This is a genomic window from Variovorax sp. GW821-FHT09D07 (assembly GCF_059416345.1).
Genome location: NZ_JBWKOY010000004.1, coordinates 486,572 through 501,720 on the forward strand (window position 1 = coordinate 486,572; position 15,149 = coordinate 501,720).

General features: G+C 64.8%; 6 protein-coding genes and 2 pseudogenes. 5 read left to right on the forward strand and 3 right to left on the reverse strand.

Features of this window, described 5'->3' with window-relative positions:
* Positions 1–667: 667 nt before the first annotated feature.
* Positions 668–9,592, forward strand: a pseudogene (locus AC07OX_RS17925) (beta strand repeat-containing protein); the annotation flags it as partial.
* A gap of 833 nt (positions 9,593–10,425) precedes the next feature.
* Here the strand turns inward: AC07OX_RS17925 and AC07OX_RS17930 are convergent.
* From AC07OX_RS17930 to AC07OX_RS17940, 3 genes are all read right to left on the reverse strand, one after another.
* Positions 10,426–11,088, reverse strand: a complete 663-nt coding sequence (locus tag AC07OX_RS17930; protein ID WP_495263272.1) for a hypothetical protein — start codon at positions 11,086–11,088, stop codon at positions 10,426–10,428.
* A gap of 15 nt (positions 11,089–11,103) precedes the next feature.
* Positions 11,104–11,454 (reverse strand): hypothetical protein, encoded by a 351-nt coding sequence (locus tag AC07OX_RS17935; protein WP_495263273.1) that lies wholly within the window; start codon positions 11,452–11,454, stop codon positions 11,104–11,106.
* A gap of 84 nt (positions 11,455–11,538) precedes the next feature.
* A complete protein-coding gene (locus AC07OX_RS17940) occupies positions 11,539–11,751 on the reverse strand; it encodes a hypothetical protein (RefSeq protein WP_495263274.1) in 213 nt (70 codons plus the stop codon).
* Here AC07OX_RS17940 and AC07OX_RS17945 point away from each other — a divergent pair.
* The 4 genes and pseudogenes from AC07OX_RS17945 to AC07OX_RS17960 form a co-directional block, all read left to right on the forward strand.
* Positions 11,657–12,145, forward strand: a pseudogene (locus AC07OX_RS17945) (YadA-like family protein); the annotation flags it as partial. The gene AC07OX_RS17940 and the pseudogene AC07OX_RS17945 overlap by 95 nt on opposite strands.
* An 85-nt stretch (positions 12,146–12,230) precedes the next feature.
* Entirely contained in the window at positions 12,231–13,382 is a 1,152-nt protein-coding gene (locus AC07OX_RS17950) for a DUF2827 domain-containing protein (protein ID WP_495260999.1), read from the forward strand.
* Positions 13,379–14,545: a DUF2827 domain-containing protein gene (locus tag AC07OX_RS17955; RefSeq protein WP_495260998.1), complete on the forward strand. Its 1,167-nt coding sequence runs from the start codon at positions 13,379–13,381 to the stop codon at positions 14,543–14,545. The genes AC07OX_RS17950 and AC07OX_RS17955 overlap by 4 nt, the downstream gene beginning before the upstream one ends.
* Before the next feature lie 11 nt (positions 14,546–14,556).
* Complete coding sequence (locus AC07OX_RS17960; protein WP_495260997.1) at positions 14,557–15,147, forward strand: hypothetical protein; 591 nt, start codon at positions 14,557–14,559, stop codon at positions 15,145–15,147.
* Positions 15,148–15,149: the final 2 nt, after the last annotated feature.

The following is a 15,149-nucleotide window of genomic DNA, read 5'->3' on the forward strand; positions in this document are numbered from 1 at the left end:
GGGCCTGAGCACCACGAACAGCAACGTCAGTAGTCTATCGACTTCTACGTCGTCCGGACTGAGCACCAGCAGCAGCCGCATCGACAGCCTTTCGACATCGACGTCGAGCGGTCTGAGCACGGCGACCAGCGGAATCTCAAGCCTGTCCACAGGTCTGAGCACGACGAACAGCAACGTCAGTAGCCTGTCGACATCGACGTCGTCTGGCTTGAGCACGGCCACGAGCGGCATCTCGAGCCTGTCCACAGGTCTGAGCACGACGAACAGCAACGTCAGCAGCTTGTCGACCTCCACGTCGTCCGGCCTGAGCACCAGCAGCAGCCGCATCGACAGCCTGTCGACGTCGACTTCAAGCGGCCTGAGCACGACCAACAGCAACGTCAGCAGCCTGTCGACTTCGACGTCGTCCGGTTTGAGCACGGCCACCAGCGGCATCTCCAGCCTGTCGACTGGCCTGAGCACCACGAACAGCAACGTCAGTAGCCTGTCGACATCGACGTCGTCCGGCTTGAGCACGGCCACGAGCGGTATCTCCAGCCTGTCCACAGGCCTGAGCACTACGAATAGCAACGTGAGCAGCCTTTCGACGTCGACGTCGTCGGGTCTGAGCACGGCGACCAGCGGAATCTCGAGCCTGTCCACGGGCTTGAGCACGACGAACAGCAACGTGGGCAGCCTGTCAACGTCCACGTCGACTGGCCTGAGCACGACCAACAGCCGCATCGACAGCCTGTCGACGTCGACTTCAAGCGGTCTGAGCACCGCCACGAGCGGCATCTCGAGCCTGTCCACAGGTCTGAGCACGACGAACAGCAACGTCAGCAGTTTGTCGACCTCCACATCGTCGGGTCTGAGCACCGCGACCAGCGGCATCTCCAGCTTGTCGACGGGCCTGAGCACGACCAACAGCAACGTCAGCAGTCTGTCGACTTCGACCTCGTCCGGCCTGAGCACGGCCACGAGCAGCATCTCCAGCCTGTCCACGGGCTTGAGCACCACGAACAGCAACGTGGGTAGCTTGTCGACCTCGACATCGTCGGGTCTGAGCACGACCAACAGCCGCATCGACAGTCTCTCGACGTCCACGTCGAGCGGCCTGAGCACTGCGACCAGTGGTATCTCGAGCCTGTCCACGGGGCTGAGCACGACGAACAGCAACGTGAGCAGCTTGTCGACCTCGACGTCGTCGGGCCTGAGCACTGCCACCAGCGGCATCTCCAGCTTGTCCACGGGCCTGAGCACCACGAACAGCAACGTCAGCAGCTTGTCGACGTCCACGTCGTCCGGTTTGAGTACCGCTACGAGCGGCATCAACAGTCTGTCGACGGGCCTGAGCACGACCAACAGCAATGTGAGCAGCCTGTCGACGTCGACGTCGTCGGGCCTGAGTACTGCAGCTAGCGGCATTTCGAGCCTGTCCACAGGTCTGAGCACGACGAACAGCAACGTGAGCAGCCTGTCGACCTCGACGTCGTCCGGCCTGAGCACGGCCACGAGCAGCATCGACAGCCTCTCGACATCTACGTCGTCGGGCCTGAGCACGGCGACCAGTGGTATCTCGAGCCTGTCCACGGCTCTGAGCAGCACCAACAGCAACCTGGACAGCCTCTCGACTTCCACGTCGAGCGGGTTGAGCACCGCGACCAGCGGCATCTCCAGCCTTTCGACCGGTCTCAGCACCACGAACAGCAACGTCAGCAGCCTGTCGACCTCGACGTCGTCGGGACTGAGCACTGCGACCAGCGGTATCTCCAGCCTGTCCACGGGCCTGAGCACCACGAATAGCAATGTGAGCAGCTTGTCGACGTCTACGTCGAGCGGCCTGAGCACGGCTACGAGCGGCATCTCGAGCCTGTCGACGGGCCTGAGCACGACCAACAGCAACGTCAGCAGTCTGTCGACCTCGACGTCGTCTGGTCTGAGCACGGCGACCAGCGGCATCTCGAGCCTGTCTACGGCTCTGAGCAGCACCAACAGCAACCTGGACAGCCTCTCGACGTCTACGTCGTCGGGACTGAGCACGGCGACCAGTGGTATCTCCAGCTTGTCCACCGGCCTGAGCACGACGAACAGCAACGTGAGCAGCCTGTCGACCTCGACGTCGTCGGGCTTGAGTACGGCAACCAGCGGCATCTCGAGCCTGTCTACTGGCCTGAGCACGACCAACAGCAACGTGAGTAGCCTGTCGACTTCGACATCGTCGGGCCTGAGCACTGCGACCAGTGGCATCGCCAGCCTGTCGACGGGCTTGAGCACCACGAACAGCAGCGTGGGCAGCTTGTCGACCTCGACGTCCAGTGGTTTGAGCACGACCAACAGTCGAATCGATAGCCTTTCGACCTCCACGTCGTCGGGCCTGAGCACCGCCACGAGCAGCATCGACAGCCTCTCGACGTCTACCTCGAGCGGTCTGAGCACTGCGACCAGTGGCATCGCCAGCTTGTCCACGGGCCTGAGCACGACCAACAGCAACGTCAGCAGTCTGTCGACCTCGACGTCCTCGGGTCTGAGCACCACCAATAGTCGTATTGACAGCCTCTCGACGTCTACGTCGTCGGGCCTTAGCACGGCGACGAGCAGCATCGATAGCTTGTCGACGTCTACCTCGAGCGGTCTGAGCACAGCGACCAGCGGCATCGCCAGCTTGTCCACGAGCCTGAGCACGACCAACAGCAATGTGAGCAGCCTGTCGACCTCGACGTCGTCTGGTCTGAGCACTGCAACCAGCGGCATCTCGAGCTTGTCGACGGGCCTGAGCACGACCAACAGCAACGTGAGCAGCCTGTCGACTTCTACGTCGAGTGGCCTGAGCACGGCGACCAGCGGGATCTCTAGCCTGTCCACGAGCCTGAGCTCGACAAACAGCAATGTCAGCAGCCTGTCGACTTCCACGTCGTCTGGCCTCAGCACCGCCACGAGCGGCATCTCCAGCCTGTCTACAGGCCTGAGCACCACGAACAGCAACGTGGGCAGCCTGTCGACTTCGACATCGTCGGGTCTGAGCACAGCCAACAGCCGTATCGACAGCCTGTCGACGTCCACGTCGAGCGGCCTCAGCACCACGAACAGCAACCTGGACAGCCTTTCGACCTCGACGTCGAGTGGCTTGAGCACGGCGACCAGCGGCATCTCGAGCCTGTCGACGGGCCTGAGCACGACGAACAGCAACGTGGGCAGCCTGTCGACTTCGACATCGTCGGGTCTGAGCACGGCGACCAGTGGGATCTCCAGCCTGTCGACCGGTCTGAGCACGACCAACAGCAATGTGAGCAGCCTGTCGACGTCCACGTCGTCGGGCTTGAGCACAGCCACGAGCAGCATTGACAGCCTTTCGACTTCGACGTCGTCGGGGCTGAGCACCGCAACCAGCGGTATCTCCAGCCTGTCCACGGGCCTGAGCACGACGAACAGCAACGTGAGCAGCCTGTCGACCTCGACGTCGTCTGGTTTGAGCACGGCTACGAGCAGCATCGATAGCCTTTCGACTTCGACGTCGTCGGGTTTGAGCACGGCGACCAGTGGGATCTCCAGCCTGTCGACCGGTCTGAGCACCACGAACAGCAACGTCAGCAGCCTGTCGACGTCCACGTCGTCGGGCTTGAGCACGGCCACGAGCAGCATTGATAGCCTTTCGACGTCGACGTCGTCGGGTCTGAGCACCGCCACCAGCGGGATCTCCAGCCTGTCTACCGGCCTGAGTACCACGAACAGCAATGTCAGCAGCTTGTCGACCTCGACGTCGTCGGGGCTCAGCACGGCGACCAGTGGCATCTCCAGCCTGTCCACTGGCCTGAGTACTACGAACGGCAACGTCAGCAGCTTGTCGACCTCGACCTCGTCCGGTTTGAGCACCGCGACCAGTGGCATCTCCAGCCTGTCTACCGGCCTCAGCTCCACGAACAGCAACCTGGACAGCCTTTCGACCTCCACGTCGAGCGGTCTGAGCACTGCAACCAGTGGAATTTCGAGCCTGTCGACTTCGACGTCGTCGGGCCTGAGCACGACCAACAGCCGTATCGATAGCCTTTCGACATCCACGTCGAGCGGCCTGAGCACGGCGACGAGCAGCATCGACAGCCTCTCGACGTCTACGTCCTCGGGTCTGAGCACTGCGACCAGCGGCATCTCTAGCCTGTCCACTGGCTTGAGCACGACCAACAGCAACGTCAGCAGCCTGTCGACCTCCACGTCGAGCGGCCTGAGCACGGCGACGAGCAACATCGACAGCCTATCGACGTCCACGTCGTCTGGTTTGAGCACTGCCACCAGCGGTATCTCCAGCCTGTCGACTGGCTTGAGCACGACAAACAGCAATGTGAGCAGCCTGTCGACCTCGACGTCGTCCGGCCTGAGCACGGCGACGAGCAACATCGACAGCCTTTCGACGTCTACGTCCTCTGGTTTGAGCACCGCGACCAGTGGTATCTCCAGCCTGTCGACCGGCCTGAGCACGACGAACAGCAACGTCAGCAGCCTCTCGACCTCGACCTCGTCGGGTCTGAGCACCGCCACCAGCGGCATCTCCAGCCTGTCCACTGGGTTGAGCACGACGAACAGCAACGTCGGCAGCCTCTCGACCTCCACGTCGTCGGGTTTGAGCACGGCGAACAGCAGCATTAGCAGCTTGTCGACGTCTACATCGTCCGGCCTGAGCACGGCCACGAGCAGCATCGACAGCCTGTCGACGGGCTTGAGCACGGCGACCAGTGGCTTCTCGAGCCTGTCCACCGGCCTGAGCACCACCAACAGCAACCTGGACAGCTTGTCGACGTCCACGTCGAGCGGCTTGAGCACGGCCACCAGCGGTATCTCCAGCCTGTCCACGGGTCTGAGCACCACGAACAGCAACGTCGGCAGCTTGTCGACCTCGACTTCGTCTGGCTTGAGCACGACGAACAGCAACGTCAGCAGCCTGTCGACGTCGACATCGTCTGGCTTGAGCACGGCGACGAGCAGCATCGACAGTCTGTCGACTTCGACCTCGTCGGGTCTGAGCACTGCCACCAGCGGCATCTCCAGCCTGTCCACTGGCTTGAGCACGACCAACAGCAACGTCAGCAGCTTGTCGACCTCGACGTCGTCTGGCCTGAGCACCGCGACGAGCAGCATCGACAGCCTCTCCACGTCCACATCGTCGGGTCTGAGCACGGCCACCAGCGGTATCTCGAGCCTGTCCACGGGGCTGAGCACGACGAACAGCAACGTCAGCAGCTTGTCGACCTCGACCTCGTCCGGTCTGAGCACGGCCACGAGCAGCATCGACAGTCTTTCGACTTCGACGTCGTCTGGTTTGAGCACTGCCACCAGTGGCATCAACAGCCTGTCGACCGGTCTGAGCACAACCAACAGCAATGTGAGCAGCCTGTCGACGTCCACGTCGTCAGGGCTGAGCACGGCGACCAGCGGCATCGCCAGCCTGTCCACCGGCCTGAGCACCACCAATAGCAACCTGGACAGCTTGTCGACATCCACCTCGAGCGGCTTGAGCACGGCAACCAGTGGTATTTCGAGCCTGTCGACTTCGACGTCGTCTGGCTTGAGCACGGCGACGAGCAGCATTGGCAGCCTTTCGACCTCGACGTCGTCTGGTTTGAGTACTGCGACCAGCGGTATCTCCAGCTTGTCCACTGGCCTCAGCTCCACGAACAGCAACCTGGACAGCCTGTCGACGTCCACGTCGAGTGGCTTGAGCACGGCCACCAGCGGTATCTCGAGCCTGTCTACGGGCCTGAGCACCACGAACAGCAATGTGAGCAGCCTGTCGACCTCCACGTCGTCCGGCTTGAGCACTGCGACGAGCAGCATCGACAGCCTGTCGACTGGCCTGAGCACGACCAACAGCAACGTCAGCAGCCTGTCGACCTCGACGTCGTCCGGCCTGAGCACGGCGACCAGCGGCATCTCGAGCCTGTCCACTGGCTTGAGCACGACGAACAGCAACGTGAGCAGCTTGTCGACTTCGACGTCGAGCGGCCTGAGCACGGCCACGAGCGGCATCTCGAGCCTGTCCACTGGCCTGAGCACAACGAACAGCAATGTCAGCAGTCTTTCGACCTCGACGTCGAGTGGGCTGAGCACGGCCACGAGCGGCATTGAGAGCCTCTCGACGGGTCTGAGCACGACCAATAGCAACGTGAGCAGCTTGTCGACGTCTACGTCGTCGGGCCTGAGCACGGCCACGAGCAGCATCAATAGCCTCTCGACCGGCTTGAGCACGGCAACCAGCGGTATCTCCAGTCTGTCGACTGGCCTGAGCACCACGAACAGCAACGTGAGCAGCCTGTCGACATCCACGTCGACCGGGCTGAGCACGGCCGCGAGTGGCATCGATAGCCTGTCGACGGGGCTCAGCTCGGCGACCAGTGGCATTTCCAGTCTGTCCACTGGCCTGAGCACGACGAACAGCAATGTCGGCAGCTTGTCGACCTCGACGTCCTCGGGTTTGAGCACGGCTACGAGCCGCATCGATAGTTTGTCGACCGGTTTGAGCACCGCAACCAGCGGTATCTCCAGTCTGTCCACCGGCCTGAGCACCACGAACAGCAACGTCAGCAGCCTCTCGACGTCCACGTCGTCCGGCCTCAGCACCGCCACGAGCGGCATCTCCAGCCTGTCCACGGGCCTGAGCACGACGAACAGCAACGTGGGCAGCCTGTCGACTTCGACATCGTCGGGTCTGAGCACGGCCACCAGCCGCATTGACAGCCTGTCGACGTCCACGTCGAGCGGCCTGAGCACCACGAACAGCAACCTGGACAGCCTTTCGACCTCGACGTCGAGTGGCTTGAGCACGGCGACCAGCGGCATCTCGAGCCTGTCGACGGGTCTGAGCACGACGAACAGCAATGTGAGCAGCCTGTCGACGTCCACTTCGTCCGGCCTCAGTACCGCCACGAGCGGCATCTCCAGCCTGTCCACGGGCCTGAGCTCGACGAACAGCAATGTCAGCAGTCTTTCGACCTCCACGTCGTCCGGCTTGAGCACTGCGACGAGCAGCATCGACAGTCTGTCGACCGGCCTGAGCACGACCAACAGCAACGTCAGCAGCCTGTCGACGTCCACGTCGTCTGGCCTGAGCACCGCCACCAGCGGCATCTCCAGCCTGTCCACGGGCTTGAGCACGACGAACAGCAACGTGAGCAGCTTGTCGACCTCCACGTCGTCTGGCCTGAGCACTGCGACGAGCAGCATCGACAGCCTGTCGACCGGGCTGAGCACGACCAACAGCAACGTCAGCAGTCTCTCGACCTCGACGTCGTCGGGTTTGAGTACGGCAACCAGCGGCATCTCGAGCCTGTCGACGGGCCTGAGCACGACGAACAGCAACGTGAGCAGCTTGTCGACTTCAACGTCGTCGGGGTTGAGCACTGCCACGAGCAGCATCGACAGCCTGTCGACCGGGCTGAGTACCACGAACAGCAACGTGAGCAGCCTGTCGACTTCGACGTCGAGCGGCCTGAGCACGGCAACCAGCGGCATCTCCAGCCTGTCCACTGGCCTGAGCACGACCAACAGCAACGTCAGCAGCCTGTCGACCTCGACGTCGTCCGGCCTGAGCACTGCGACGAGCAGCATCGACAGCCTGTCGACCGGCTTGAGCACGACGAACAGCAACGTGAGCAGCTTGTCGACTTCGACGTCGAGCGGCCTGAGCACGGCCACGAGTGGCATCTCGAGTCTGTCCACCGGCCTGAGCACGACGAACAGCAACGTCAGCAGCCTGTCGACCTCGACGTCGTCCGGCCTGAGCACTGCGACCAGTGGCATCTCGAGCCTGTCCACGGGCTTGAGCACGACGAACAGCAACGTCAGCAGCCTGTCGACGTCCACGTCGAGTGGCCTGAGCACGGCTACGAGCGGCATCTCGAGCCTGTCGACGGGCCTGAGCACTACGAACAGCAACGTCAGCAGCCTTTCGACGTCTACGTCGTCTGGCCTGAGCACGGCGACCAGTGGTATCTCGAGCCTGTCGACCGGCTTGAGCACCACGAACAGCAACGTGAGCAGCTTGTCGACCTCGACGTCGTCGGGTTTGAGCACGGCTACGAGTCGCATCGATAGCTTGTCGACCGGTTTGAGCACCACGAACAGCAACGTCAGCAGCCTCTCGACGTCCACGTCGTCTGGCCTGAGCACGGCGACCAGTGGTATCTCGAGCCTGTCCACCGGCTTGAGCACCACGAACAGCAACGTCAGCAGCCTGTCGACTTCGACGTCGAGTGGCCTGAGCACTGCTGCCAGCGGCATTGATAGCTTGTCGACCGGCTTGAGCACGACCAACAGCAGTGTCAGCAGCCTCTCGACTTCGACGTCGTCGGGTTTGAGTACGGCAACCAGCGGCATCTCGAGCCTGTCGACGGGCCTGAGCACCACGAACAGCAACGTCAGCAGCCTCTCGACGTCTACGTCGTCTGGCCTGAGCACGGCGACCAGCGGTATCTCGAGCCTGTCCACCGGCTTGAGCACGACGAACAGCAACCTGAGCAGCCTGTCGACTTCCACGTCGTCCGGCCTCAGCACCGCTACCAGCGGCATCGACAGCCTCTCGACCGGCTTGAGCTCGGCGACCAGTGGTATCTCCAGCCTGTCCACGGGACTGAGCACCACGAACAGCAACCTGGACAGCCTCTCGACTTCGACGTCGTCGGGCTTGAGCACGGCGACCAGCGGTATCTCGAGCCTGTCGACGGGGCTCAGCACAGTGACCAGTGGCATCTCCAGCCTGTCGACCGGCCTGAGCACCACGAACAGCAACATCAGCAGCCTCTCGACGTCGACGTCGTCCGGCCTCAGCACTGCTACCAGCGGTATCTCCAGCCTGTCCACGGGCCTGAGCACGACGAACAGCAACGTCAGCAGCCTCTCGACCTCCACGTCGAGCGGCCTGAGTACGGCCGCGAGCGGCATCGACAGCCTGTCGACGGGCCTGAGCACCGCAACCAGCGGTATCTCGAGTCTGTCAACGGGATTGAGCACCACCAATAGCAACGTGAGCAGCCTGTCGACTTCGACATCGTCGGGTCTGAGCACCGCGACGAGCGGCATCGACAGTCTCTCGACCGGCTTGAGCACGGCGACCAGTGGCATCTCGAGTCTGTCCACCGGCTTGAGCACGACGAACAGCAATGTCAGCAGCCTGTCGACGTCGACGTCGTCCGGTCTCAGCACCGCCACCAGCGGCATCTCCAGCCTCTCCACAGGCCTGAGTACCACCAACAGCAACGTCAGCAGCCTCTCGACTTCCACGTCGTCTGGTCTGAGCACCGCGACGAGCGGAATCGACAGCCTCTCGACTGGTCTGAGCACGGCGACCAGTGGCATCTCGAGTCTGTCCACCGGCTTGAGCACGACGAACAGCAATGTCAGCAGTCTGTCGACGTCGACGTCGTCCGGTCTCAGCACCGCTACCAGCGGCATCTCCAGCCTCTCCACAGGCCTGAGCACCACCAACAGCAACGTCGGTAGCTTGTCGACTTCGACGTCGAGCGGCATCTCCAGTCTGTCGACCGGCCTGAGCACGGCGACCAGTGGCATCTCCAGCCTGTCCACCGGCCTGAGCACGACGAACAGCAACGTGAGCAGCCTCTCGACGTCTACGTCGTCTGGCCTGAGCACCGCCACGAGCGGCATCGACAGCCTCTCGACCGGCCTGAGCACAGCGACCAGTGGCATCTCGAGCCTGTCCACTGGCCTGAGCACCACGAACAGCAACGTCAGCAGCCTGTCGACTTCGACGTCGAGCGGCCTGAGCACGGCCACGAGCGGAATCGACAGCCTGTCGACCGGTCTGAGCACGGCGACCAGTGGCATCTCCAGCCTGTCCACTGGCTTGAGCACGACGAACAGCAACGTCAGCAGCCTCTCGACGTCCACGTCCTCGGGTCTGAGCACCGCCACGAGCGGAATCGACAGCCTGTCGACCGGCCTGAGCACCGCCACCAGCGGCATCTCCAGCCTGTCCACCGGCCTGAGCACCACGAACAGCACCGTGGGTAGCTTGTCGACTTCGACGTCGAGCGGCATCTCCAGTCTGTCGACCGGCCTGAGCACGGCGACCAGTGGCATCTCGAGCCTGTCCACTGGCCTGAGCACGACGAACAGCAATGTGAGCAGCCTCTCGACCGGCCTGAGCACCGCCACCAGCGGCATCTCCAGCCTCTCCACAGGCCTGAGCACCACCAACAGCAACGTCAGCAGCCTCTCGACCTCCACGTCGTCGGGTCTGAGCACCGCCACGAGCAACATCGACAGCCTCTCGACCGGCCTCAGCACGACGAACAGTAACGTCGACAGTCTCTCGACCTCGACCTCGTCGGGCCTGAGCACGGCCACGAGCAGCATCGACAGCCTGTCGACCGGACTGAGCACCACCAACAGCAACGTCAGCAGCCTGTCCACCTCGTTCTCGTCCGGCTTGAGCACCGCCTACAGCGGCATCTTCAGCCTGTCGACGGGCCTGAGCACGACGAACAGCAACCTGGGCAGCCTGTCGTCCTCGACCTCGACCGGCCTGAGCACCGCCAACAGCGGCATCTCCAGCCTGTCCACCGGCCTGAGCACCGCCAACAGCGGCATCAACAGCCTGTCGACCGGCCTGAGCACGACCAACAGCAACGTCGGCAGCCTCTCGTCGGGCCTGAGCACGACGAACAGCAACCTGAACAGCCTCTCGACCTCCACGTCGTCCGGCCTGAGCACGGTCACGAGCAGCGTGAACAGCCTGTCGAGCTCGGTGTCCACCGGCCTGAGCACCTCGGCCAGCCGCATCGACAGCCTGTCGACCGGGCTGAGCACGGTGGGCAGCAGCGTCGACAGCCTCTCGACCGGTCTGAGCACGACCAACAGCGCCGTCGGCAGCCTGTCGACCGGCCTGAGCACGACGAACAGCAACGTGAGCAGCCTCTCGACAGGCTTGAGCACGACCAACAGCACCGTCAACAGCCTGTCGACCGGCCTGAGCACCACCAACAGCAACCTGGACAGCCTGTCCACCAGCGTGGGCGGCGCGGCCAGCGGGCTCTCCAGCCTGTCGACCTCGACGTCGACCGGCCTGAGCACGGCGATGAGCGGCATCGGCAGCCTGAGCACGACGGTCAGCTCGATCTACAACGGAGGCACCAAGTACTTCCACGCCAACTCGACCAACACCGACTCCAAGGCCAGCGGTGCGGAAGCGGTGGCGATCGGGCCGCGTTCCGAAGCCAGCGGCGCCAACTCCTTCGCCGCCGGCAACGGCGCGCGGGCCACGGCCGACGGCGCGGTGGCGGTGGGCTTCGGGGCGCAGGCCACGGGCACCAACGCCATCGCCATCGGCACCGGGGCGCTGGCCACGGGCTCGCAGGCGATCGGCGCGAACTCCCGTGCCGGCGGCGGCGGCGTGGCCCTGGGTGACGGTGCGGACGCCGGCGGCACGCCGCTGAGCAAGGCGCAGAACATCGCGCAGGGCACGGCCATCGGCTTCGGCGCGGTGGTCCAGCAGACCGGCGGCGTGGCACTGGGTGCGAACTCGGTGGCCTCGCGGGCGGCGGGCGTGGCTGGCTACGTGCCGGGCAGCGCGAATGCGCAGCAGGAAGCGGCCATCAAGGCCACGACCAGCACGCAGGCGGCGGTGTCGGTGGGCGATGCGGCCAACAACCAGTTCCGCCAGATCACGGGCGTGGCAGCCGGCTCGGCCGACAGCGACGCGACCAACGTGGCGCAGTTGAAGGCGGTCTCGGCGGCTGCGAAGGCCAGCAGCGTGCAGTACGCCACCAACCCCGACGGGTCGGTGAACTACAACCAGATCACGCTGGGCACCGAGACTTCGGGTCCCACGCGCATCAGCAACGTGGCACCGGGCGTGCTGCCGGGCGACGCGGTCAACCTGGGCCAGCTGCAGCAGGTGCAAAAGCAGGTGGGCGACGTGGCGCGCATCGCCTACTCGGGCTCGGCGATGGCCTTCGCGATGTCGGGCACCTACCTGCCCACGCTGTACCCCGGCGAGAAGACGATCGGCATCGGCATGGGTTCGTACAAGGGCTACAGCGCGGTGGCGCTGACCTTCAAGGCCCTGTCGGACGACGGCAAGATCTCCTGGGGCGCGGGCCTGAGCTCCACCGGCAAGGAGTGGGGCGTCAACGCGGGCATCGGCTGGAAGTGGAAGTAAAAGGCCGCTAGGCCGACGCCCCCGGTCCGGTGGCTCCCGCGCCCTGCGCGCGGGAGCCATTGTTTTTTTGGTACACACTTCGCTCATGCGCATCGGTATTTCAGTCCTCTCCCACGCGGGGCAGAACATCTGGGAAAACGGAATGGGACAGAACGTCCTGTTCCTGGCCCGGCTGCTGCAACGCATCGAATTCGTCGAGTCCGTCACGCTCATCGACGCGGGCGACCAGCAGGCGATGCCGCCGCAGGTCGACCTGTCGGCGATGGGGCTCACGCTGGGCCGCGCCCGCGAGCTGACCGACGCGCTCGACGTGGTCATCGAAATGGCCGGCGCGCTCGACGTGCAGTGGCTGTCGTACTTCCGCGCCTGCGGCGGGCGCGTGGCCTTCCACGGCGTGGGGCAGCCCTTCGTGGCGCTGGCCGAGCCGATCGTCTTTGCCGACAAGGGGCACTTCGGCGCCACCGACCGCTGCGACGAGATCTGGCTGCTGCCCAAGGACACGGCCTTTGCGCCGATGATGCGCACGCTGCACCGCTGCCCGGTGCACGAGGTGCCGTACCTGTGGTCGCCGCAGTTCCTGGCGCAGCGCGTGGACGAGGTGCAGGCGCAGGGCTTTCGCTTCGGCTACCAGCCGCGCACGGCGCAGCAACTGGGTTTCCGGGTGGCGATCTTCGAGCCCAACATCTCGGTGGTGAAGTCGTGCAGCATCCCGATGCTGATCACCGACGAGGCCTACCGCGCCAACCCGGAGCACGTCGCGGCGATGCACGTGCTCAACACGCTGCACCTGAAAGACCACCCGACGATGCTCTACCTGGCGAACTCGCTGGACATCGTGCGCCAGCACAAGGCCACCTTCCACGGGCGGCACGACTTCGCGGGCTTCATGGTGCAGCACGCCGACGCGGTGGTGTCGCACCAGTGGCAGAACGACCAGAACTACAGCTACCTCGACGCGCTGTACGGCAACTACCCGCTGGTGCACAACTCGCCGTGGCTGCGCGACGCCGGCTACTACTACCCCGACTTCGACATCGCCGTCGGCGCCGAACAGCTGGCCGCGGCCGTGCGCGGCCACGACGCGCAACTCGACGACTACCGCGCGCGCAGCCAGCGCGTGTTCGATGCGATCGACCCGATGCACCCCGCCAACATCGACGGCTACGCGCAGCGGCTGTTGAACCTGGTGGGCGGCGATCCGGCGTTCCATGCCGGCAACGCGAAGGTGGCCGCATGAGCGACGTGCAGAGCCCCACCGCAGGCCCGCGCGCGGCCGCCACGCCGACCCGGCTGAAAGTCGGCGTCTCCATCTTCATCCGCAAGGGCGAGCAGAGCCTGTGGGAGAACGGCGTCTACCAGAACTGCCTGTTCCTCGTGATGCTGCTGCTGCGCTCGCCCTGCGTCGAGCGCACGGTGCTGGTGGCCGGCGGCGGCGACGGCGGTCCGGCCGATGCCACCAACTTCCTGGCCGATTCGCCGGTGCCGATCATCGACATGGCCACCGCCGCGCAAGAGCTCGACCTCATGATCGAGATGAGCGCGCAGCTCGGGCGCGACTGGTCGGTGGCGTTCCGCGAGCGCGGCGGAAAAATCGTCTCGATGCGCGTGGGCAACGACTACGTGATCGACATCGAGCGCATGACCTTCAACAAGCCGCACGGCATGCTGGTCAGCGGCGCACCGTACGACGAGGTGTGGACGCTGCCCGAGTACGAAACCTCCTGCAAGCCGTACTTCGCGAGCACCTTCCGCGCGCCCACCAAGCTCATGCCGCACCTGTGGAGCCCGATGGTGGTCGAGAAGGCGATGGCGCGCGGCGCCGAAGGCAAGCGCTTCGCCTACGAGCCGGGGCGCAAGCAGTGGCGCGTGGCCATCTTCGAGCCCAACATCTGCATGGTGAAGACCAGCTTCATCCCGATGCTGGGCTGCGAGTCGGCGCACCGCGCGCAGCCGCGCCTCATCGAGAAGATGTGGGTCTACAACAGCTTCCACCTGAAGGACAAGCCGAACTTCGTCGCCTTCGCCCAGAGCCTCGATCTGGTGCGGCACGGCCTGGCGACCTTCGAAGGACGCTTTCCGCTGTACCAGGTGCTGCCGGGCGCCATCGATGCGGTCTTTGCGCACCACTGGGAGAACGCGCAGAACTACCTCTACTACGAGGCGCTGTACGGCGGCTGGCCGCTCATCCACAACTCGCACCTGATCGGCGACTGCGGCTACCGCTACCACGGCTTCGACTGCGAGGAGGGCGGGCAGGCGCTGCGGCGCGCATTCGCCGAGCACGACGCCAACCTGCCGGCCTACCGCGAGTGCGCACGCGCCCTCATCGCGAAGCTCGACCCGGAAGGCGAGGAGAACGTGCGCCTCTACTCGGCGGCCATCGAGAGCCTCTACGCGTGAGGACGACACCGATGACCGCCCTGGCCCGATTCACCGCTGCTGCCTGGGCGCTCGCGATGGCCGGCAGCGCGCTCGCGCAGGGCGTGCTGGCCCCGCCCGCGGCGCCGCAGGACACGCTCACGCGCGCCGCCGCCAGCGTCGGCATCCAGCGCTGCCTGCCCGCCATCACGCGGCTGGCGACGCTCACCGTGCAGGGCAGCCGCGCGCACGACGTGCTGCTCGACTGGGACCGCAAGCGTCCCGACGCCGGGCCGGTGTTCTCGCTGGTCGGCATCCAGTACCCGAACGCGGGCGTGGCCGCGTCGATCACCGCCATTCCCGACGACAGCGGCGCCTGCACCGTGGCGGCCGAGCGCATCTCGGTGGCACCCTTCACCTGCGCCAGCGTGGCCGAGCAGGAACTGAAGAACTACAAGCGCACGCCGCTGCTGCCGATCTACACGGTCTACACCGACGACAAGGAGCCGACCTCGTCGGTCTCGCTGATCGATTCGCCGCCGGGCTGCCTCGTGATCCGCCGCTACGTCGAGTACGGCTGGCGCGATCCCAATGCGCCCGTGCCGGCCGCCGCACCGGCCGGGCAGGTGCCCAAGCGCCGCTGATC